Source organism: Amycolatopsis sp. NPDC005003 (assembly GCF_053600695.1).
The window spans coordinates 1-18,505 of the sequence record NZ_JBSGAI010000043.1 but is presented as its reverse complement, the minus strand read 5'-3'; the positions used below and the strand labels follow the sequence as shown (position 1 = coordinate 18,505).

Below are 18,505 nucleotides of genomic sequence, written 5' to 3'. Positions count from 1 at the left end.
CCTTCGGTCCGGGTCCGCACGCCTCGAGAGCTGCGGAAGTCCCGGCGGAGCAACGCACATTCCTGTTGGCGTCACCTGGTGGCCGCCCCGCTGTGGCCGTTGCACGGCGCGAACCTCGGCACGCTCCTGAGGACCTGCGACGCCGTCGGCGCGTGTCTCGCCGTGCCGCGGTTCCCGTGGGTGCCCGAAGCACTGCGGAGAGGAAACACGTTGCGGCGTCCGGCTTGTGTGCATTGGGTGCACGACCCGTTGGGCTGGGTGGCGCGCGAACGGGCGGCGGGCACGAAGGTGGTCGGCGTCGAACTGGCCGAGGAAGCCGTCCGGCTGGCCGACCTGCCCGCCGCCCGCGGCCGCACCATCGCCGTGCTCGGCCACGAGCAGACCGGGATCCCGCCGGAGGCGCTCGACCTGCTCGACACCGTCGTCGAAATCCCGATGGTCGGCACCGGCGCCAGCCTGAACGTCGCGGTGGCCGGGAGCCTGGTGCTGTACAAGCTGGCCGGGTTGCTGTGACGAGTCTCGAGTGGACGGTCGTGGAAAACGCGGCGTGGTGCGATCTGGTGTGCGGCGGGGAGTTCGGTCCGCGGGCGTGGACTTCGCCCGCCCGCACCCCGCGGTACTACCCGGACGCGGTGACGCTGACCCCGGACGCCACCGCCGCCGACATCCTCCCCTTCGTGGACGACACCGCCGGGTGTTCGGTGAAGGACAGCTTCGCGTGCCTCGACCTGCCGGGGTTCTCGGTGCTGTTCGAAGCGACGTGGATCGAGTGCGGGCCCGGGGTGCCCGAGCCGGGCTGGCGACGGGCGGCCGGCCGCGGCTTCCCGGTCGACGACTCGGTGGCGGTGCTGTCCCGCGGCCCGGCGACGGTCGTCGCCCACCGCGGCGACGGCGTGGTGGGGCTGTCCAACTTCACGGGACCGCCCGACGCCTGGCCCGGCGCGGTGGCGGCGGTGGCCTCGGCGTTCCCGGGCCACCCGGTGGTCGGCTACGAACACGGCGACGCGCTGCAGGTCGCCTTCACGCACGGTGCCGAACCGCTCGGCCCGTTGCGCGTCTGGCTGCGTTAGCCCGACTTGGCCGCGGCCTTGGCGGCCTTCTTGAACGCGCGCACCTCGGCGAGGGTCTCGGCGCTCGTGACGTCGGCGATCGAGCGCCGCGACCCGCGGTCGCCGTACGCGCCGGCCGCCTCGCGCCAGCCCTTCGGCTGCACGCCGCGCTGCTTTCCGAGCAGGGCCAGGAAGATCTTGGCCTTCTGCTCCCCGAACCCGGGCAGGGCCTTCAGCCGCTTGAGGACTTCGGGGCCGTCGGGCTTCGGGCGGCCGTCGAGCCACATGCCCTCGGTGCGGCCGTCGTAGTTCTCGATGATGTGCTGGGCGAGCGCGTGGACGCGGCGGGCCATCGAGCCGCCGTAGCGGTGGATGGCCGGCGGGACGACGCAGAGCTCGACGAACTCCTCGACGTCGGTCGCGGCGATCTTCGCCAGGGAGAAGCCGTCCATCCGGTCCGCGATCTTCCGCGGGCCCATGAAGGCGTGCTCCATCGGGAACTGCTGGTCCAGCAGCATGCCGACGAGGAGGGCGAACGGGTCGTCGTTCAGCAGCTTGTCGGCCGCCGGGTCGCCGGTCAGGTGCAGTTCGCGCAGCATGCGGTCATCTTGACACAGCCTGCTTCTCCGGCAGGTGCGCGACGACCAGCGCGACCGTCGCGATGAGGAAGTTCTGCAGCGCCGGCTGCAGCCCGTTCCACTTCTCCGACTGCCACATCTGGAACCACTCGCCGCCGATGGCGAGGAAGCCGACGCCGAACAGCAGGACCCACATCACCCAGCCCAGCGTCGACAGCCGCCGGGCCGTGCCGTCGCGGCCGCGGATCCACTGGACCAGGGCGGCGATCAGCGCCAGCGCGGTCAGCGTCTCCCACGCGATGATCACCACGTACGCCGCGTCCTGCAGCGCCGGGCTGGTGATCGCGCGCCACATCATGTCCGGTGAGCGGAACGTCGTGTCCATGGCGAGCATGTGCTGCACGAACGCCTGGTTCGTGCCGAAGTCGGTGATGTTGCCGAACGCGATGAGCGCCATCTGGAGCGCGGTCATGGCGGTGAGGACGACGACCGCGAACCGCAGGCCGCCGAGCCTGGCGAGGAACCCCATGTCCGGATCGTAACGGCGTCGTCACCGGGTTTTCGCGTAGCGGGACGGCGTCGTGCCCAGGTACCGCTTGAAGTGCCGGGTCAGGTGGGCCTGGTCGGTGAACCCGGCCGCCGTCGCGACTTCGGCCGCCGGGGTGCCGTCGAGCAGCAGGCGCCGGGCCCGGTCCACCCGGCGGCCGGTCAGGTAGCGGTGCGGCGGCAGGCCGAACCGCGCCCCGAAACAGCGGACGAGGTACGCCGGGTGCGCGCCGAGCGTCTCGCCCGCTTCGGCGAGCGTCAGCGCTTCCGGCAGGCGCTCGTCCAGCAGATCCCGCAGGTCGTCGGCGAGGCCGCGCTTCGGCTCGTGCGCCGCCGGCTTTCCCAGGTGGGTGCGCAGGCGGTCGGCGACCAGGACCAGGCGGCTCTCGGCTTCGAGCGCGTCGCCGGGCTCGGCGAGCGACTGGTGGAGCTGGTGGATGCGGGTGCGCAGGAGGCCGTCGGCGAGGCTCGGCCGGTCGACCGCCGCGCCGATCAGGTCCTCGCCCAGCACCGGCGTGTCCAGGTAGAGCACGCGCTTGCGGAAGCCGTGGCTGGTCGCGGCGCGGCCGTCGTGGGCGACGTTCGGGGGCAGCAGCGTCACCGCCGGCCCGAGCGCGCCGTGGTGGTGGCGGTCGAGGTCGTAGCGGATGACGCCGTCGTCGACGATCAGCAGCGTCCACGTGTCGTGCGTGTGCAGCGGGTAGGCGTGCGTGGTGAAGCGCGCGTGGAAGACCTCGGCGATCCCCGGGACCGCCGGCCGCCAAGCCGCGACGTCCGCCATGTCAAGAACGTACAAGACGCGGGCGCCGCGCCCGGGCGAGTCTGACCGGCATGAGTTCCTTCGACACGAAGATCGCCGTTCTGCTCCGCGACGACCTGGCGTCCTGGCAGCGGCTGAACGTCACCGCGTTCCTGGTGAGCGGGATCGCCCACGTGACGCCCGAGCTGATGGGCGAGCCGTACGCCGACGCCGACGGCACCGAGTACCTGCCGATGTTCGGCCAGCCGGTGCTGGTCTTCTCCGGCACGGCGGACGTCCTCACCGCGGCGCACGGGCGCGCGCTGGGCCGCGGCCTGCGGTTCTCGATCTTCACCGACGAGCTGTTCCACACCGGCAACGACGCCGACAACCGGGCGGCGGTCCGCGAGGTGCCGGGGGAGAAGCTGGCGCTGGCCGGGCTGGCGGTGCACGGGCCGAAGAACGCCGTCGACAAGATCCTCAAGGGGGCGTCGCTGCACCACTGAGTAGAACTGCTCTGTCCCCCGGTCGGGGGGTACTGCCAGCATGATCGGCAGTGCCGCGGAGGGCGGCTCGAACTGGGGAGGTTCCGTGAATTCACTTCGTCGTGCGTGCGTGGTCCTGACGGCGGCGGCCGGGCTGGGCTTGGCCCTCGTGCCAGTCGCCTCGGCGGACCCGTTGCAGACGGTGGACTACGTCTCGGAGGAGGGCGCCTGGCCGCTGCAGGGCAGCGCCCACTACGCGGCGCCGGGCGACGAGATCGCCGTCTGGGAGAGCAACGGCGTGCTGAAGATCGACGTCCAGTCCGGTTTCGAGGACATGCGCGTCGAGCTGAGCGCGCCGGCCGGGGAAGCACTGCACACCGGCACCTACACCGGCGCCCGTTGGCGTGGGCAGAGCGACCCGGCACTGACCACGCCCGGGATCTTCGTGGTCAGCACCCATTTCGGCTGCGGTGACGACTACGCGGACTTCACCATCGACCGCCTCGACAAGGACGCCGACGGCCGCACGACCGATGTCGACGCGACCTTCGTCCAGCACTGCGGCAGCCCGGACGGCCCCGCCACCCGCGGCGAGGTGCACTTCCACGCCTGAGTCACGGGGCCGTCGCGTGCACCACGAAGACGCTCCGCACCCGCTCGCCGTCGTCGACGGTGAACGTCCGTGCGGAGACGTCGGTGAAGTCCGTGGCCAGCGCGGCGGCCCCGGCCTCGTCGAGCGGGAACTTCAGGTCGCTCGGCACGAACTCGGCGAACGGCCCGGACGGCTTGAACCGCGCCCCGGAAACCACCGAGAACGCCAGCCGCCCGCCCGGCTTCAGCACCCGCCGCCAGTCGGCGAACGCCACCGCGCCCAGGAAGTGCAGCGAGGACGCACAGATCACGACGTCGGCCGATCCGTCGGGTGCCGGCATCGGCACCGCCGGCCCGACGCGCCATTCGATCCGCCCGTCCGGGTCCTGCGTGGGCGCTTTCGCCTTGGCCCGCGCGACCATGGCCGGCGACAGGTCGACAGCCAGCACGCGCACCGGCTTCAGCCGCAACGCCGCGTACGCCGCGAAGCCGGTCCCCGTGGCGACGTCCAGCACGAGTTCCGGCTCGGACGGCAGCGGCTCGACCAGCGCGTCGGCCACCCGGGCGTGGAACGTGTCGTCGTCGTAGTGCTCGGCTGTGCCGTCGAAGAACGCGGCCCGGGATTCGTCGCTCACGAACCTCAACCTAGCGAGGGCCACCAGGGATTTTCAGGGGGCGGCGACCGGCGAAGCCGAGGTCCGTGCGGTGGTACCAGCCCAGCTCGTCGTCGCCTTCGAGCCAGCACAGGAGGACGTCGGTGCCGTCGAGCTCGGCCGGGAAGTCGACCAGCAGCGGCGCGAACCCCTTGAGCTCGGCGCCGGTGTGCTGCACCGTCGTCATCAGGTCGTCGAGGCGGGCCTGCGCGGCCTTCCACTCGGGCAGCCCGCCCAGCTCGGTGGCCCGGCCGCCCGGCCGCAGCGACGCCGCGAGCTCGGCGGCGTCGGCGCGGACGCGCACGAGTTCGTCGAGGACCGGTCGCAGGCGTGCCAGTTCGTCGCGAGCTTCCGCGACGGTGAACAGTCCCATCGCCCGATGATGCCACCGGCCCGCGTCAGCCTTCGCGGCGCCGCCGGACCAGTGCGTTGGCCAGCCCGCTGCCGACCAGCAGGAAGCCCACGCCGAGCAGGCCGCCGATGAAGAGGAAGTCCATGACGCCGTACGCGATGTCGCTCTTCGGCATCAGGTTGACCAGCCGGAACCCCCATTCGGGCACCGCCATCGCGGCGACGCCGGGCAGCACGCCGTAGATCAGGCCGCCGAGGATCGGGCCGACCGCCGACAGCGCGCCGAGCGCGGCGACGACCAGCAGCAGGATCGCCCCGCCGGCCAGCAGCGCGATGCCGAGCGGGTCGCGGTTGGTGCTCAGCGTCGCCTGGATCAGCTGCTGCTGGCGCAGCCCGCCCCAGCTCAGCAGGCCCAGCGCGACCGGCGTGAGCACGAGCCCCCCGAGCGCGCTGACGACGTGCGCGGCGCCGCGGCGCGGCCGCTCGTCGAGCACGTCGCTGGTGTCAGTGGTGTTTTCGGAGCCCGGGTAGTCGTCTTCGTAGTCGGCGTACCGATGGGTCGACATGGCCGTCACCTCCCGCATGATGAATTCACGGGTGGCATCGTGCCCTGGTTCAGGCCCGAAAGCGACGGTCGCTCGGCAAGCGGTCGGATCGGCTGACCGGCGGGTTCGTGCCCGGTGATCCGTGCCACAAAGCGCGGGTGGAGACTTGATGCCGACCACTACTGGAACCATCCAGCTCCGTCAAGCAGTACGCTTGTACCGCTACCGGCGAGACGTATGAAGCAACGCGAAGATCCGCGGAAGGAGCACCGCTGCTCATGGCCAAGATCAAGGTCCAGGGCACCGTCGTCGAACTCGACGGCGATGAGATGACCCGCATCATCTGGCAGTTCATCAAGGACAAGCTGATCCACCCGTACCTGGACGTGAACCTGGACTACTACGACCTGGGTATCGAGGAGCGGGACCGCACCGACGACCAGGTCACGGTCGACTCCGCGAACGCGATCAAGAAGCACGGCGTCGGCGTCAAGTGCGCCACGATCACCCCCGACGAGGCGCGCGTCGAAGAGTTCGGCCTCAAGAAGATGTGGCTGTCCCCGAACGGGACGATCCGCAACATCCTCGGTGGCGTGATCTTCCGCGAGCCGATCGTCATCCAGAACATCCCGCGGCTGGTGCCGACGTGGACGAAGCCGATCATCATCGGCCGCCACGCCCACGGCGACCAGTACAAGGCGACCAACTTCAAGGTGCCGGGCCCGGGCAAGCTGACCGTGACCTACACCCCGGACGACGGCTCCGAGCCGATGGAGTTCCAGGTCGCGCAGTTCCCCGAGGGCGGCGGCGTCGCCATGGGGATGTACAACTTCAAGAAGTCGATCGAGGACTTCGCGCGCGCGTCCCTGCAGTACGGCCTGGACCGCGGCCTGCCGGTGTACCTCTCCACCAAGAACACCATCCTCAAGGCCTACGACGGCCAGTTCAAGGACGTGTTCGAGGAGATCTTCCAGAACGAGTTCAAGGCCGACTTCGACGCCAAGGGCATCTCCTACGAGCACCGCCTGATCGACGACATGGTCGCCGCGGCGATGAAGTGGGAGGGCGGCTACGTCTGGGCGTGCAAGAACTACGACGGTGACGTCCAGTCCGACACGGTCGCGCAGGGCTTCGGCTCGCTGGGCCTGATGACGTCGGTGTTGCGCACGCCGGACGGCCGGACCGTCGAGGCCGAGGCCGCGCACGGCACGGTGACCCGGCACTACCGCCAGCACCAGCAGGGCAAGCCGACGTCGACCAACCCGATCGCGTCGATCTACGCCTGGACCCGCGGCCTCGAGCACCGCGGCAAGCTGGACGGCAACCAGGAGCTGATCGGCTTCGCGAACAAGCTGGAGCAGGTCGTCGTCGAGACCGTCGAGAGCGGTCAGATGACGAAGGACCTGGCCCTGCTGATCAGCAAGGACCAGCCGTGGCAGACGACCGAGGAGTTCCTCGCGACGCTGGACGACAACCTGGCGAAGAAGATCGCCCAGGGCTGAGTTTTTGCGCGGAGGCCCCCTTCCCGGTTCGCCCGGGGAGGGGGCTTCCGCTTTGATCACGCGTTGTCACCTCTCGCGTGATCCGCTGGCGCCTCCGGGTGGTTGCGACGTCCGGCGCTGCCGTCCGGGTAAAGGATTGCCTACCCTTGGCGTGGGGACGGGCTCGCGGGTTGGAGGAAGGCATGTCGAAGAAGACTCTGCTCATCTTGGGCGCGCTCGTCCTGGTCGTCATCGTTTACGTGAACTCGTCGGGCAAGCAGGCGTCGGGGGCGTCGGCCACCGGCTGCAAGGTGACGGTGACCGCGGACGTCCTGAACGCCCGTGAGGCGGCCGACGGCAACGCGAAGGTCGTCGGCAAGTACCTGCGCGACGCCCAGTTCGACGCGATGCCGGGCGTGCAGAACGGCTTCCGCAAGGTGGCCGACGGCAAGTGGGTGGCGGCCGAGTTCACCCAGCCCGTCGCCGGCTCCGCCTGCTGAGCCTTCAGAGGCCGATCAGATCGCCCGCGAGGGTGACGACGCCGAAGGCCGCGGCCGACAGGGCGAGCGTCCTGGCGCGCTTCGGGTCCCGTTTGGCGGCGGCGCGCCAGTAGAGGCCGATGCCGATCGCGAGCATGAGCAGTTCGACGACGACCGAGACGGCGGGCAGCCGCCAGAGCCCGAAGCCGAAGACGGGCAGATCGCCGGCGTTCCCGGGCAGGATCGGCAGGTCGGCACGGTGCACGACGAGGTCGAGCAGCCAGTGTGAGAACACGACACCGCCGAGGATGAGCCCGGCTTCACGGCCGAGCCACCTGGCGGCGACGGCGCCGAACAGCGCGGCGAGCACGAGTGCGCCGACGAGGGAGTGCGTGTAGTCGGCGTGGATGACACCGCCGCCGTAGCCCTCGCCGTCGATCTTCTCGACACCGCTCAGGTAGAGCGGCACGAAGACGACGTCGAGCCACGCGGTGGCGAGCATGAGTGTCCAGACGGGGATCGCGGGACGGCCCGCCTTGACGGCGGCGGCCAGCCCGAAGTGTCCGGCGATCATCGGCGGGCCTCCGTCCAGGGGAAGCGGGCGTCGAGCACGCCCAGCCCCACGGTGAAGAGGAGAACGGCGAGGATGAAGGTCATTTTTCTGCTTTCCGTGCGTAGATCGTGAGTCCTTGGACGAGCATGTTCTTGAGGACTTCGAAGCTCTTGTCGACGTCTTCCGGGCGGCCGAACCCCCCGGACGCTTCGAGCCCGGCGAAGCCCTGGACGGCGGCGCGGAGACAGCGGGTCCCGTGCACGGCCTGGGCGTGGTCGAAACCGAACGGCCGCAGCACCGCGAAGACGACCTCCGCGACGGCGTGGGTGGCCCGGCTGAGTTCGGTGTCGGTGTCGTCCGGAGCGGTGACGAGGGCGTGGCTGCGGTTGGGGTAGCGCCGGAGGTAGGCGCGATAGGCGTCGGCGATGGCGCCGACCGCATCGCCGCCCTCCCGGCCGGTGGCGGCGGTGCGGAGGGTGTCGGCCATTTCCTGGACGACTCTCAGATCGATCAGCCGCCGGAGTTCGGCGAGGTTCTTGACGTGTTTGTAGAGCGACGGCGCGGCCACCCCGGCGCGCTCGGCGACCTTGGCGAGGGTGAGCCCGCCGGGACCGAGTTCGTCGACGAGGCCGATGGCGAGGTCGACCACCGCGCCGGTGGTCAGCCCGACCCTAGGTGACATTGTGGCTACTTGGCATAGCTTTAAAGCTAATGCTCGTAGCTTTGCGGGTCAAGGCCCGGTTTTTGTCGGTGGGCGGTGCTAGAACTGATCCCAGCGAAAACCGCAGGTGGCGGCGTCGGGCCGCGCCGGGAAGGAGGCAACGTCCGGGGGCGGGCGACAACTGAATCGCGGCACGAGCCGGAGTGTCCGCGGGGTCTCCAGGGGGAGTCTCGCGGGCCGGGCGCTCGGCTGGTGGCACGGCGGGTTCGGTGGGGATCGGGCCTGGGGACCGCGCTCGGACGGGGGTCAGAGCGCGACGGTGGGATCTTCGCCGGGGGTGGGTGCCGTGGCGTGGGGCGCGTGTTCGGGCGGTGACCTGTTGCCGTGCTCGGACCGGTCCCGGGCTTGGTCGCCGCTGCCGAGCGGCCGGGGCCGGTCGCCGAGCTGCGCGCCGCCTCGCTGCTTCGGCCATGCGCGGCAGAGTGGCAAAGCAGTCCTGGCTCCCGCACCGATTTCCCGCCCCGCGGCCACGATCACCGCCGCCGCGGCCCCGACACCTCGGCCGCACCGCGTCGGCCGGTAGCGTGCCCCGTGTGCTGACCGTCTCCACCGTGAACGTCAACGGCCTCCGCGCCGCCGCCAAAAAGGGCTTCGTCGAGTGGCTTGCCGCCACGAAGGCCGATGTCGTCGCCTGCCAGGAGGTGCGGGCCGAAGCCGCTCAGCTGCCCGCCGCCGTCGTCGAACCCGATGGGTGGTTCTCCGTGCACGCCCCCTCCGCCGTCAAGGGGCGCAACGGGGTTGCCGTCTACAGCCGCGTCGAGCCCGAAGAGGTCCGCGTCGGCTTTGGTGAGCCCGAGTTCGAAGACAGCGGGCGGTACCTCGAGGTGCACCTGCCGAACGTCGTGGTGGCGAGCCTTTACCTGCCGAGCGGGGACGTCGGAACCGAACGGCAGGACGAAAAGGAGCGCTTCATGGCCGCGTTCCTGCCCTACCTCGTCGAGCTGCGGGCGAAGGCCGCCGCGGCCGGGCGGGAGGCGGTTGTCGTCGGGGACTGGAACATCGCCTACGACACCGTCGACCTCAAGAACTGGCGCGGCAACCGCAAGAACTCCGGCTTCCTGCCCGAAGAACGCGCCTGGCTCGGCCGCGTCTACACCGAGGCCGGCTTCACCGACGTCCAGCGCCGCCTCGACCCCGAAGGCCCCGGCCCGTACACCTGGTGGTCCTACCGCGGCCAGGCCTTCGACAACGACTCCGGCTGGCGCATCGACTGCCAGCTCGCGACGCCCGGACTGGCCGAAAAGGTCGTCGACGTCGTGGTCGAACGGGCGGCCGCCTACGACCAGCGCTGGTCCGACCACGCGCCGGTCACCGCGACCTACGACATCGACTTTCCCCGCTAGCCTGCGCCAAAGGTATTGACCAATCACTATCCGGTGAAGGACCGGCATCGGTCCGGCGTGAGCGACCGTTCCCAGGGACGGGTGTCACCCGATCGGACACGCTCCGGGCACGCCTTACTTCGCGTAGTAGTGATTGACCCAATCGGGTGGCCGGAGTGAACCGCGGGGGCCCCCGGAGCGTATTACCGGTAGAGCGCTACCCTCGATCTCGAGTTGATCAGCACCGTCAGGTCTTGACACGCTCGGTAGTTTTCTGACCAGTAGCACGCAACGTCTCACTCGGATGGGTGAGCGTTACTCGCGGGAGGCACTCCGGTGCGCAACCCAGGTCGAACCCTGTTGCGGTCCACCCTGCGCGGTTCTCGCGCGGTCGCTGTGCTCGCGCTCGTCCCGGCGGGCCTGCTCCTGGCCGGTGGCAGCGCGTTCGCCGCCGTCACGACGACCGCCCAGGCCGACACCAACACCGCGAGCTTCGGCGTGCTCGGCCCCGTCGGGCTGGTCGCCGTCGCGCTCGGCATCGTCGGCATGACGCTGGGTGTGCTGCGCCAGCGTCGCAAGACCCGGGCCGCCGCGGCGCTCGCCGAGGCCGCTCCGGTCGTGCCGGACGTCCCGGGGCCGGTCACCGCGATGGCCGAAGCCGTGCTCGCCGACCCCGACGTCACGCCGACGCGTCCGTTCCTCGCGCCGCGCCCGAACGCCTGAGGGCCCTCGGCGCCCGCCGCTCGTCCCGGCCTGGAAGAATCCTGACGTGTCCGAAGAGCAGACCGTCGCAGCAGAGCGCCGCCCGCGGGTCCTGTCCGGGATCCAGCCCACCGCCGACTCGTTCCACCTCGGCAACTACCTCGGCGCGCTGCGCCAGTGGGTGAAGCTGCAGGACACGCACGAAACCTTCTACAGCGTGGTCGACCTGCACGCGATCACCGTCGAGCAGGACCCGAAGGTGCTGCGGCAGCGCACCCGCGTCTCGGCCGCCCAGCTGCTCGCCATCGGCATCGACCCCCAGCGCAGCGCCCTGTTCGTGCAGAGCCACGTCCCGGAGCACGCCCAGCTGAGCTGGGTGCTGGAGTGCCAGACCGGTTTCGGCGAGGCCGGCCGGATGACGCAGTTCAAGGACAAGTCGGCGAAGCAGGGTTCCGACCGCTCGAGTGTCGGCCTGTTCACGTACCCGGTCCTGCAGGCGGCGGACATCCTGCTGTACCAGGCGGACGCCGTGCCGGTCGGCGAGGACCAGCGCCAGCACCTGGAGCTGACGCGCGACCTCGCGCAGCGCTTCAACAACCGGCTGGGCAAGACGTTCGTGGTGCCGGAGCCGTACATCATCAAGGACACGGCGAAGATCTACGACCTGCAGGAACCGACGGCCAAGATGAGCAAGTCGGCGTCGAACGTCAACGGGATCATCGAGCTGCTCGAGGACCCGAAGCGCTCGGCGAAGAAGATCCGCTCGGCGGTCACCGACACCGGCCGCGAGGTCAGGTTCGACGTGGAGAACAAGGCCGGGGTCTCGAACCTGCTGACGATCTATTCGGCCCTGACCGACCGCCCGATCCCGGACCTCGAAGCGGCGTACGAGGGCAAGGGCTACGGCGACCTGAAGAAGGACCTCGGCGAGGTCTTCGTCGAGTGGGTGACCCCGATCCAGGACCGCGCGAAGTCCTATTTGGACGATGTGGCGGAGCTGGACAAGGTGCTCGCGGTGGGTGCCGAACGAGCGCGCGAGGTGGCGTCGAAGACGCTGGCGAAGACGTACCAGCGAATCGGGTTCCTGCCGCCGGTGCGGTGAAGCTGATCCTGCTCAACGGCCCGCCGGGCAGCGGCAAGTCGACACTCGCCCGGCGCTACGCCGAAGACCACCCGCCGGCACTGGCCCTGGACGTGGACCGAATCCGCGCAATGCTCGGCGGCTGGCGCGCGTCCCCGGACGAGGCGGGCTTGCTGGCGCGCAACATCGCGGTGGCGGCGGCGCGCACCCACCTCGGCGCGGGGCACGACGTGGTGGTGCCGCAGCTGCTGGCGCGGCCGGGATTCGCCGAGCGGCTCGAAGCCCTGGCGAGCGAGACGGGCGCGAGCTTCCACGAGATCGTGCTGCTGCCGGGGCTGGAGGAGACGCTCCGGCGCTTCGCCGCTCGCGGTTCTTCGGAGGTCGAGGTCGCCGCTCCGCTGACCGAGGCGGAGCTGGACCGGGCTTACGAAGCGGTCGCCGCGTTCGCCGCGAGCCGCCGGGCGCGAGTGCTCACCGCGGCGGACGCCTACCCCGCGCTGCTGGCCTCCCTCACGTGAGCCGCTCGCGTTGCGGGGCTCACCAAGCGTGGTTAGCGTTTCACGGTGGCGAACGAAGAGAAGGAAAAGCTCCTGCCGCGGCTGCGGCGGAAGTACCCGTGGCTCGATCACCTCATCCGGGCCAACGACGCCTTCACCGAGCGGTACGGCAACCACTACGCCGCCGCCATCACCTACTTCAGCGTGCTGTCGGTCATCCCGATCCTGATGGTCGCCTTCGCCGTGGTCGGGCTGGCGGTCAACAACGATCCGGAGATCATCCGGCAGATCTCCGACGGCATCAAGAAGTCCGTGCCCGGCGGGCTGCAGACCCTGGTGACCGGCATCGTCGACGCCGCGCTCAAGTCCGGCAGCGGGCTCGGCATCTTCGGTCTGCTCATCGCCCTCTACTCCGGCATCGGCTGGATGTCGAACCTCCGCGACGCCCTCACCGCGCAGTGGGGCCAGGAAAAGCAGTCGCAGCCGATCGTGAAGCAGACGCTCAAGGACCTCGTCGCGCTGATCGGGCTGGGGGTCGCGCTCGTCGTCTCCTTCGCGCTGACCGCCGTCGGGGGCGGGGTCGGGCAGTTCCTGCTCGAACTCGTCGGGCTCGAACACGCCACCTGGGCCATCGTCCTGCTCCGCGGGGCGACCATCGTGCTCGGGCTGGCCGCCAACACCCTCGTCTTCCTCTGGGTGATCGCCCGCCTGCCCCGCGAGCGCGTGGCGCTGCGCAGCGCCGTGAAGGGAGCCGTGTTCGCCGCCGTCGGGTTCGTCATCCTGCAGCAGGCCGCCACGGTTTACCTGGCCAGCGTGACGAAGTCGCCCGCCTTCGCGCTCTTCGGGCCGGTCATCGGCCTGCTCGTCTTCGCCAACCTCGTCTCCCGCTTCCTCCTGCTCGTCACGGCGTGGACGGCGACGGCGAAGGAAAACGAGCGCAAGGTCATCGCGCCGCCGCCACCCGTGCGGCTCGAGCAGCGCGTCACCGTGCAGCGCGGGCCGGGCCTCGGTGCCGTCGCGGGCGCCTTCAGCGCCGGCGCGCTGCTCGCGTGGTTGGGTGGCCGCCGCAGGTCTTGACAGCCGTCCGGCCAGTAAAGAAACTGAACCGGTAAGAAATCTGAACCGGAGGGGTTTCGTGCTGCTGGACGCCGCCCGCGAGTGTGCCGACCTCGCCAAGACCCTCGCGCCCGTCACCGAGCGGCAGCGCGCCCTGCCGCCCGAACTGGTCGCGAAGCTGACCGGCGCCCAGCTGTTCCGCACCGGCGTCCCCGGCTACCTCGGCGGCCCCGAAGCGCCGCCCGCGGTCAGCCTCGAAACCGCCGAAACGGTCGCGCGCGGGGACGCCTCGGCCGGCTGGTGCGTCTCGATCGCCGTGACGAGCAGCCTGCTCTCGGCCTACGCCCCGCGGAAGTGCGCCGAGGAGGTGTTCGGCGACCCCGAAACGGTCGCGGCCGGGGTCTGGGCCCCGCGGGGCACCGGGCGGAAGGTCGACGGCGGGTACGTCGTCACCGGCCGGTGGGCGTTCTGCAGCGGCATCCCGCACGCCGATTGGCTCTTCGCCGGGTTCGTGCACGAGAAAGCGCTTCGCATCGCCGCGTTGCCGAAGGCCGAGATCGACGTGCTCGACACGTGGCACACCAACGGCCTGCGCGGCACCGGCAGCCACGACTGCGTCGCCGACGAGCTGTTCGTCCCGGACCACCGCGTCTTCTCGGTGATGGCCGGTCCGCCGCCGGAAGCCGTTGCGCTGCACCGGTTCCCGCTCTTCGGCTTCTTCGCGCTGTCGGTCGCGGCCGCCGCGCTGGGCAACGCGCGCGGCGCGATCGACGACCTGGTCGAACTCGCCTCGACCCGGCACCCCCTCGGCTCCAGCCGCTCGCTGGCCGAGCGGCCGGCGACGCAGGCCGCCGTCGCGGCGGCCGAGGCGGACCTGCGGGCGGCGCGGCTGCTCTTCTACGGCAGCATCGACGACACCTGGCAGGCCGCGCAGGGCACCGAACCGGTCCCGGACGCGCTCAAGCTCGGCCTCCGGCTGGCCGCCACGCACGTGACGCGCACGGCCGCGAAGGTCACGGCAAGCATGTACGACCTCGGCGGCGGCGCGGCGATCTACGAAACTTCGCCGTTGCAGCGCCGGTTCCGCGACGCGCACACCGCGACCGCCCACTTCCAGGTCAACCCGGCCAGCTACGAACTGCCCGGCAAGCTCCTGCTGGGCGTCGAGGCCCGGACGGACCAGCTGTGACCGGCCTCGGCCACCGGTTCACGGCGGATTCGGTCGGCCGCGCACTCGACCTGGTCGGCGAGCGGTGGAGCCTGCTCATCCTGCGGGAGAGCTTCTTCGGCGTGCGCCGCTACGGCGAGTTCGCGCGCAACCTGGCCATCCCGCGCCCGACGTTGTCCGCCCGGCTGAAGACCCTCGTCGACGCGGGTGTGCTCGAACGCGTCGAGCCGGTGCCCGAGTACGTGCTGACCGCCGCCGGGCGCGAGCTGTTCGGCGCCGTCGTCACGCTCATGCAGTGGGGCGACAAGCACCTCGCCGGGCCCGAGGGACCACCGATCCTCCTGCGGCACAAGGACTGTGGCGAGATCGCCGGTGCGTACGTCGCTTGTGGACACTGCGGCGGCGCGATCGCCACCGATCGGGTGACGCCGGAGCCCGGCCCCGGGTTCCGCTAGCCCGTGGCCTTCTTGCGCTGGTTCCCGACCACGAACCCGCCGACGATGATCAGGAACACCACCAGCGTGATGATCCAGCCGGTGACGCCGAACGGGTCCTCCTTCGCCGCCGGCGCGGCCGCGGACGTGCCGCCGTTGCCGGTGCCGCCGTCGGCGAGCACGGACGGGTCGCCGCCCGCCGGGGTCGCGGCCGGCGCCTGGTAGCTGATCTGGCCGACCGGCGCGGCGCGGTCGTCCTCCAGCGCGAAGCCGTAGTCGAGCAGCTTCGCCGCCTGGTCGACCACCCTGGTCGGCTTCTGCTCGGCGCGCAGCATGACGACCGCGAGCCGCTTGCCCTTGCGCTGCGCCGCGCCGACGTAGGTGTGGCGGGCGTCGTCGGTGAAGCCGGTCTTGCCGCCGAGGAAGCCGGGGTAGACGCCGAGCAGCTTGTTGTCGTTGAAGATCGGGATGGCCGGTTTGCCGCCGGCCGCCGGGAACTCGAAGTTCTTCGTCGCGACGACCTTCGCGAACTCCGGCTGTTTCATCGCGTAGTGGAAGATCAGGCTGATGTCGTAGGCCGAGGTCGACATGCCCGGCCCGTCCAGGCCCGACGGCGTCGCGGCGCGCGTGTCGAGCGCGCCGATCTTCGCCGCCAGCGCGTTCATCTTCGCCACGGTGGCGTCGACTCCGCCGAGCGCGGTGGCGAACGCGTGCGCGACGTCGTTGCCCGAGTGCATCAGCAGACCGTGCAGCAGCTGGTCGACGGTGTACTGGCCGCCGGCGACGAGGCCGACGCAGGTGCACTCCTGCTCCGCGTCCTCCTTCGTCGCGACGAGCGTCTGCTGCGGGTCCAGCTGGGTGACGACGACCAGCGCGAGCAGCGTCTTGATCAGCGACGCGGGCCGCTGCCGGGCGTGCGGGTCCTTCGCCGCGACGACCGCGCCGGTGTCGAGGTCCTGCACCAGCCACGACGCCGCGGTGTTGCCGTCCGGCGGGTTGAGCGCGCCGTCCGGGGTGATCAGGCCGCACTCCGCCATCCGGGTGCCGCCGACCGGGACCGCGGGCACGGCCAGCGGCGCGGGGACCTGCTTGCCCGGCGCGGGCTTCTCCGAGGTGTCGACCGGCGGCGGGGGAGCCTGCCGGTTCGCGCACTGGCCCTGCTGCTGCGGCGCCGCGGCCGCCAGCGCCGGGGTGCTCAGGGCCAGGAGGGCGGCGGCGAGCGTCGTCGTGAAGACCTTGAGCGACCGCGAGACAACGGAGTGCACCCACGCAATCTAGCGCCGCGGCCCGCGTCGCATACTCAGGGGCATGCGCATGTCACGAGGCACCTCGCTGTTCCTGCTGGCCTTCGGTGTGTGGTCGTGGATCATCTGGATCACCTTCGCGAAGAACCTGTGGGACAGCGACCGCGCCTGGACCCCCGACGGCTCGCCGACCGCCTACTTCGTCGTGCACGCCGTGCTGACCGTCGTGTCGTTCGTGCTCGGCACGATCATCGGCGTGCTCGGCTGGCGCGGGGTGCGCGCGCACACGCCTGAATCGTCTGCCTGAATCCCCTCCTTGGTCGGTGGCGCGGCCCGGCGGCCCGGTTTACGTTGGCGCCACCGAACCTGGAGGTGGAATGTCCCGTTTACGTCGAATGGCGGCCCCGCTCGTGCTGGCCGTCGGAGGCGGCCTGTTCGCGGCGGCCCCGGCGGCGGAGGCCGCGCCGGCCGCCTGCGACACGACGAGCACGCCGTACACCTACGTCGTGACCTACCAGCCGGGCACCCGCGCCTCAGCCGTCGACAAGGAGCTGGCGGCGAAGTGCGGCACCAAGGTCGCCTACTACGCCCCGATCGGCGTCGCGATCGCCAGCTCGCGCAATGCGGACTTCCAGCAGAAGATCGGCGTGTACCGGGCGTATTCGGGCGCCAAGGACGTGGCCTCGGCGGCTTCTTCCGCCCGGGCTTCGCTGGGCGCGGTGCGGACGCTGGAGGACACGCGGTCCGTCGCGGCCGCGGGTGACCTGTCGGCGCAGCAGTGGGACATGAAGGCGATCCACGCGCCGGAAGCGAACAAGATCTTCCCAGGCAGCCGTTCGGTGACGGTCGGCGTGCTCGACTCGGGCATCGAGGCGACGCACCCGGCCCTGCGCGCCGCCGTCGACGCCGGCTCGTCCGCGGGCTGCCTGACCGGCGCGCCGGACGTGTCCCCGGCGGCCTGGGCCCCGACGACGTGGGACCACGGCACGCACGTGGCGGGCACGATCGCGGGCCGGGACCCGGTGGCACGCTTCGTGGGTGTCGCCCCGGGCGTGCGGCTGGCGTCGGTGAAGGTGGTCGACGACGCCGGCTACATCTACCCGGAGGCGGTGGTCTGCGGCTTCGTCTGGGCGGCCGAGCACGGCTTCGCGGTGACGAACAACAGCTACTTCATCGACCCGGGCATGTTCTACTGCCCGAAGCAGCCGGGCGACGCGGCGGCGTTCGAAGCGGTCCGCCGCGCGGTGGCGTATTCGACGCACCGAGGCGTGCTGAACGTGGCGGCGGCGGGCAACGACAGCCTGGACACGACGAACCAGACGACGGACAAGGTCCGCCCACACCCGGTGGACGCATCGTGCGCCATCCTCCCGGGCATGCTCGACGGCGTGGTGACGGTGTCATCGGTGGGCTACGCGGGCACGAAGTCGATCTTCAGCAACTACGGCGGAATAGACGTGACGGCCCCGGGCGGCGACTTCGTCCAGACACCGCCCGAGGGAGCGGGCCCGGCCTGCCCGCTGTCATCAGTGGTGGGCGGCGGGTACGGCTCGAAGTGCGGCACATCGATGGCCTCCCCACACGTGGCCGGAGTGGCGGCCCTGCTGGCATCGAAGTACCGCGGAGCGCAGCCCCGGTTCATCGAGCAGATCTTGGAGAGCGAAGCGGACGCGGTGAAGTGCGCACCCACCGAAACCGCATGCACGGGCCCGGCGAAGAACAACTCGTACTACGGCCACGGCCTGGTAGACGCCCTGGACGCGGTGCGCTGAAGGGCGCAAAGCCCAATAAAGGAGCAGGGTGGTCATCCCGTCGCCTGAGGCCGTGAAATCACTTTGAGCCGGGCCCGCAACCAACAGACTTACGCGACCAGACGACGCAGGCTTGCGGGCCCGGCTCAAAGTGATAGGCCTCGATCAGGCGACGGGATGACCACCCAGCGGCACAACTCCATAAGGTGAGGAGACAACGCTCGGAGGGGTCATCCCGGAGCCTGCCGTCCGGCGAGGACATTCTTTTGTCTTTTTGCCGCGGTAGAAGGTCCGGGCTTGTTCTGTCTTTGCTTTGGCCGCGGTAGAGGGCTGCCGCGGCAGGGGACAGCTGCGGTAGGAGTCTGCCGTGGCAGGGTGAACCCGCGGCTGAGCGGGTCCGACCTCCCCCGCCCCTCCGGTGGGATTTTCAGTCGGCGGTCGGGTTCGTCAAGGCGGGAAAGCGTGCCTTGACAAACCCG

Annotated in this window: 24 protein-coding genes; 15 read left to right on the top strand and 9 right to left on the bottom strand. The window is 70.7% G+C overall.

Going from position 1 to position 18,505, the window contains the following annotated elements; genetic code table 11:
* The first annotated feature begins 78 nt into the window (after positions 1-78).
* Together ACWED2_RS37400 and ACWED2_RS37395 are read left to right on the top strand one after the other, a co-directional pair.
* Positions 79-513 (top strand): TrmH family RNA methyltransferase, encoded by a 435-nt coding sequence (locus ACWED2_RS37400; protein ID WP_449695247.1) that lies wholly within the window; start codon positions 79-81, stop codon positions 511-513.
* A complete protein-coding gene (locus ACWED2_RS37395; RefSeq protein WP_449695246.1) occupies positions 510-1,070 on the top strand; it encodes a hypothetical protein in 561 nt (186 codons plus the stop codon). The genes ACWED2_RS37400 and ACWED2_RS37395 overlap by 4 nt, the downstream gene beginning before the upstream one ends.
* On the opposite strand, the gene ACWED2_RS37390 is transcribed toward ACWED2_RS37395, so the two are convergent.
* The 3 genes from ACWED2_RS37390 to ACWED2_RS37380 are packed head-to-tail and all read right to left on the bottom strand — an operon-like array spanning position 1,067 to position 2,954.
* Positions 1,067-1,648, bottom strand: a complete 582-nt coding sequence (locus ACWED2_RS37390; RefSeq protein WP_449695245.1) for an HhH-GPD-type base excision DNA repair protein — start codon at positions 1,646-1,648, stop codon at positions 1,067-1,069. The two genes, ACWED2_RS37395 and ACWED2_RS37390, sit on opposite strands and share 4 nt — an antisense overlap.
* Before the next feature lie 4 nt (positions 1,649-1,652).
* Positions 1,653-2,156, bottom strand: a complete 504-nt coding sequence (locus tag ACWED2_RS37385; protein ID WP_449695244.1) for a DUF2165 domain-containing protein — start codon at positions 2,154-2,156, stop codon at positions 1,653-1,655.
* A gap of 21 nt (positions 2,157-2,177) precedes the next feature.
* Positions 2,178-2,954, bottom strand: coding sequence for an AraC family transcriptional regulator (locus ACWED2_RS37380; protein WP_449695243.1), 777 nt, complete (start codon positions 2,952-2,954; stop codon positions 2,178-2,180).
* 50 nt (positions 2,955-3,004) lie between these two features.
* Between ACWED2_RS37380 and ACWED2_RS37375 the strand changes: the two genes are divergently transcribed.
* Together ACWED2_RS37375 and ACWED2_RS37370 are read left to right on the top strand one after the other, a co-directional pair.
* Positions 3,005-3,418: a DUF2000 family protein gene (locus ACWED2_RS37375; protein WP_449695242.1), complete on the top strand. Its 414-nt coding sequence runs from the start codon at positions 3,005-3,007 to the stop codon at positions 3,416-3,418.
* Between the two features lie 85 nt (positions 3,419-3,503).
* Positions 3,504-4,010, top strand: coding sequence for a hypothetical protein (locus tag ACWED2_RS37370; RefSeq protein ID WP_449695241.1), 507 nt, complete (start codon positions 3,504-3,506; stop codon positions 4,008-4,010).
* A gap of 1 nt (position 4,011) precedes the next feature.
* Here ACWED2_RS37370 and ACWED2_RS37365 read toward each other — a convergent pair whose 3' ends face one another.
* From ACWED2_RS37365 to ACWED2_RS37355, 3 genes are read right to left on the bottom strand one after another with little or no spacing between them, the layout of a single operon-like run.
* Entirely contained in the window at positions 4,012-4,623 is a 612-nt protein-coding gene (locus ACWED2_RS37365; RefSeq protein WP_449695240.1) for a class I SAM-dependent methyltransferase, read from the bottom strand.
* Between the two features lie 10 nt (positions 4,624-4,633).
* Positions 4,634-5,014 carry a DUF2203 domain-containing protein gene (locus ACWED2_RS37360; RefSeq protein ID WP_449695239.1) on the bottom strand — a complete coding sequence of 127 codons (381 nt, stop codon included), beginning with the start codon at positions 5,012-5,014 and terminating at the stop codon, positions 4,634-4,636.
* Between the two features lie 25 nt (positions 5,015-5,039).
* Complete coding sequence (locus ACWED2_RS37355; protein ID WP_449695238.1) at positions 5,040-5,558, bottom strand: hypothetical protein; 519 nt, start codon at positions 5,556-5,558, stop codon at positions 5,040-5,042.
* 257 nt (positions 5,559-5,815) lie between these two features.
* On the opposite strand from ACWED2_RS37355, the gene ACWED2_RS37350 reads away from it, so the two are divergent.
* Positions 5,816-7,039 (top strand): NADP-dependent isocitrate dehydrogenase, encoded by a 1,224-nt coding sequence (locus tag ACWED2_RS37350; RefSeq protein WP_191312247.1) that lies wholly within the window; start codon positions 5,816-5,818, stop codon positions 7,037-7,039.
* A gap of 182 nt (positions 7,040-7,221) precedes the next feature.
* Positions 7,222-7,518, top strand: coding sequence for an SH3 domain-containing protein (locus tag ACWED2_RS37345; RefSeq protein WP_449695237.1), 297 nt, complete (start codon positions 7,222-7,224; stop codon positions 7,516-7,518).
* A 4-nt stretch (positions 7,519-7,522) separates the two neighbouring features.
* On the opposite strand, the gene ACWED2_RS37340 is transcribed toward ACWED2_RS37345, so the two are convergent.
* Positions 7,523-8,071 (bottom strand): permease, encoded by a 549-nt coding sequence (locus tag ACWED2_RS37340; RefSeq protein WP_449695236.1) that lies wholly within the window; start codon positions 8,069-8,071, stop codon positions 7,523-7,525.
* Positions 8,072-8,150: 79 nt separating this feature from the next.
* A complete protein-coding gene (locus ACWED2_RS37335; RefSeq protein ID WP_449695235.1) occupies positions 8,151-8,732 on the bottom strand; it encodes a TetR/AcrR family transcriptional regulator in 582 nt (193 codons plus the stop codon).
* Positions 8,733-9,304: 572 nt separating this feature from the next.
* On the opposite strand from ACWED2_RS37335, the gene ACWED2_RS37330 reads away from it, so the two are divergent.
* The 7 genes from ACWED2_RS37330 to ACWED2_RS37300 all read left to right on the top strand — a co-directional run bounded on the left by ACWED2_RS37330 (position 9,305) and on the right by ACWED2_RS37300 (position 15,052).
* Positions 9,305-10,114: an exodeoxyribonuclease III gene (locus ACWED2_RS37330; protein WP_449695234.1), complete on the top strand. Its 810-nt coding sequence runs from the start codon at positions 9,305-9,307 to the stop codon at positions 10,112-10,114.
* Between the two features lie 315 nt (positions 10,115-10,429).
* Complete coding sequence (locus ACWED2_RS37325) at positions 10,430-10,816, top strand: hypothetical protein (protein ID WP_449695233.1); 387 nt, start codon at positions 10,430-10,432, stop codon at positions 10,814-10,816.
* Positions 10,817-10,862: 46 nt separating this feature from the next.
* Positions 10,863-11,897, top strand: coding sequence for a tryptophan--tRNA ligase (gene trpS / locus ACWED2_RS37320; RefSeq protein WP_449695232.1), 1,035 nt, complete (start codon positions 10,863-10,865; stop codon positions 11,895-11,897).
* The gene (locus tag ACWED2_RS37315) at positions 11,894-12,394 is read left to right on the top strand and encodes an AAA family ATPase (RefSeq protein ID WP_449695231.1); all 501 of its coding nucleotides are present in this window, start codon (positions 11,894-11,896) and stop codon (positions 12,392-12,394) included. Before trpS ends, ACWED2_RS37315 begins: the two co-directional genes overlap by 4 nt.
* Positions 12,395-12,439: 45 nt before the next feature.
* On the top strand, positions 12,440-13,450 hold the full coding sequence (yhjD, locus tag ACWED2_RS37310; RefSeq protein WP_449695230.1) for an inner membrane protein YhjD: 1,011 nt from the start codon (positions 12,440-12,442) through the stop codon (positions 13,448-13,450).
* A 58-nt stretch (positions 13,451-13,508) separates the two neighbouring features.
* The gene (locus ACWED2_RS37305) at positions 13,509-14,618 is read left to right on the top strand and encodes an acyl-CoA dehydrogenase family protein (RefSeq protein ID WP_449695229.1); all 1,110 of its coding nucleotides are present in this window, start codon (positions 13,509-13,511) and stop codon (positions 14,616-14,618) included.
* Positions 14,615-15,052: a winged helix-turn-helix transcriptional regulator gene (locus ACWED2_RS37300; RefSeq protein ID WP_449695228.1), complete on the top strand. Its 438-nt coding sequence runs from the start codon at positions 14,615-14,617 to the stop codon at positions 15,050-15,052. The genes ACWED2_RS37305 and ACWED2_RS37300 overlap by 4 nt, the downstream gene beginning before the upstream one ends.
* Here ACWED2_RS37300 and ACWED2_RS37295 read toward each other — a convergent pair.
* Positions 15,049-16,296, bottom strand: coding sequence for a D-alanyl-D-alanine carboxypeptidase family protein (locus tag ACWED2_RS37295; protein ID WP_449695227.1), 1,248 nt, complete (start codon positions 16,294-16,296; stop codon positions 15,049-15,051). The genes ACWED2_RS37300 and ACWED2_RS37295 overlap by 4 nt on opposite strands.
* A 43-nt stretch (positions 16,297-16,339) precedes the next feature.
* Here ACWED2_RS37295 and ACWED2_RS37290 point away from each other — a divergent pair, with 43 nt between their 5' ends.
* The gene (locus ACWED2_RS37290; RefSeq protein ID WP_449695226.1) at positions 16,340-16,582 is read left to right on the top strand and encodes an SCO4848 family membrane protein; all 243 of its coding nucleotides are present in this window, start codon (positions 16,340-16,342) and stop codon (positions 16,580-16,582) included.
* 70 nt (positions 16,583-16,652) lie between these two features.
* Entirely contained in the window at positions 16,653-18,047 is a 1,395-nt protein-coding gene (locus ACWED2_RS37285) for a S8 family peptidase (protein WP_449695225.1), read from the top strand.
* The last annotated feature ends 458 nt before the right edge of the window (positions 18,048-18,505 follow it).

Excerpts from the sequence above, each read along its gene's own strand:
- ACWED2_RS37390 (WP_449695245.1), bottom strand. The coding sequence starts at position 1,648 with ATGCTGCGCGAACTGCACCTGACCGGCGACCCGGCGGCCGACAAGCTG.
- ACWED2_RS37385 (WP_449695244.1), bottom strand. The coding sequence starts at position 2,156 with ATGGGGTTCCTCGCCAGGCTCGGCGGCCTGCGGTTCGCGGTCGTCGTC.
- ACWED2_RS37380 (WP_449695243.1), bottom strand. The coding sequence starts at position 2,954 with ATGGCGGACGTCGCGGCTTGGCGGCCGGCGGTCCCGGGGATCGCCGAG.
- ACWED2_RS37375 (WP_449695242.1), top strand. The coding sequence starts at position 3,005 with ATGAGTTCCTTCGACACGAAGATCGCCGTTCTGCTCCGCGACGACCTG.
- ACWED2_RS37360 (WP_449695239.1), bottom strand. The coding sequence starts at position 5,014 with ATGGGACTGTTCACCGTCGCGGAAGCTCGCGACGAACTGGCACGCCTG.
- ACWED2_RS37355 (WP_449695238.1), bottom strand. The coding sequence starts at position 5,558 with ATGTCGACCCATCGGTACGCCGACTACGAAGACGACTACCCGGGCTCC.
- ACWED2_RS37350 (WP_191312247.1), top strand. The coding sequence starts at position 5,816 with ATGGCCAAGATCAAGGTCCAGGGCACCGTCGTCGAACTCGACGGCGAT.
- ACWED2_RS37345 (WP_449695237.1), top strand. The coding sequence starts at position 7,222 with ATGTCGAAGAAGACTCTGCTCATCTTGGGCGCGCTCGTCCTGGTCGTC.
- ACWED2_RS37340 (WP_449695236.1), bottom strand. The coding sequence starts at position 8,071 with ATGATCGCCGGACACTTCGGGCTGGCCGCCGCCGTCAAGGCGGGCCGT.
- ACWED2_RS37335 (WP_449695235.1), bottom strand. The coding sequence starts at position 8,732 with ATGTCACCTAGGGTCGGGCTGACCACCGGCGCGGTGGTCGACCTCGCC.
- ACWED2_RS37290 (WP_449695226.1), top strand. The coding sequence starts at position 16,340 with ATGCGCATGTCACGAGGCACCTCGCTGTTCCTGCTGGCCTTCGGTGTG.
- ACWED2_RS37285 (WP_449695225.1), top strand. The coding sequence starts at position 16,653 with ATGTCCCGTTTACGTCGAATGGCGGCCCCGCTCGTGCTGGCCGTCGGA.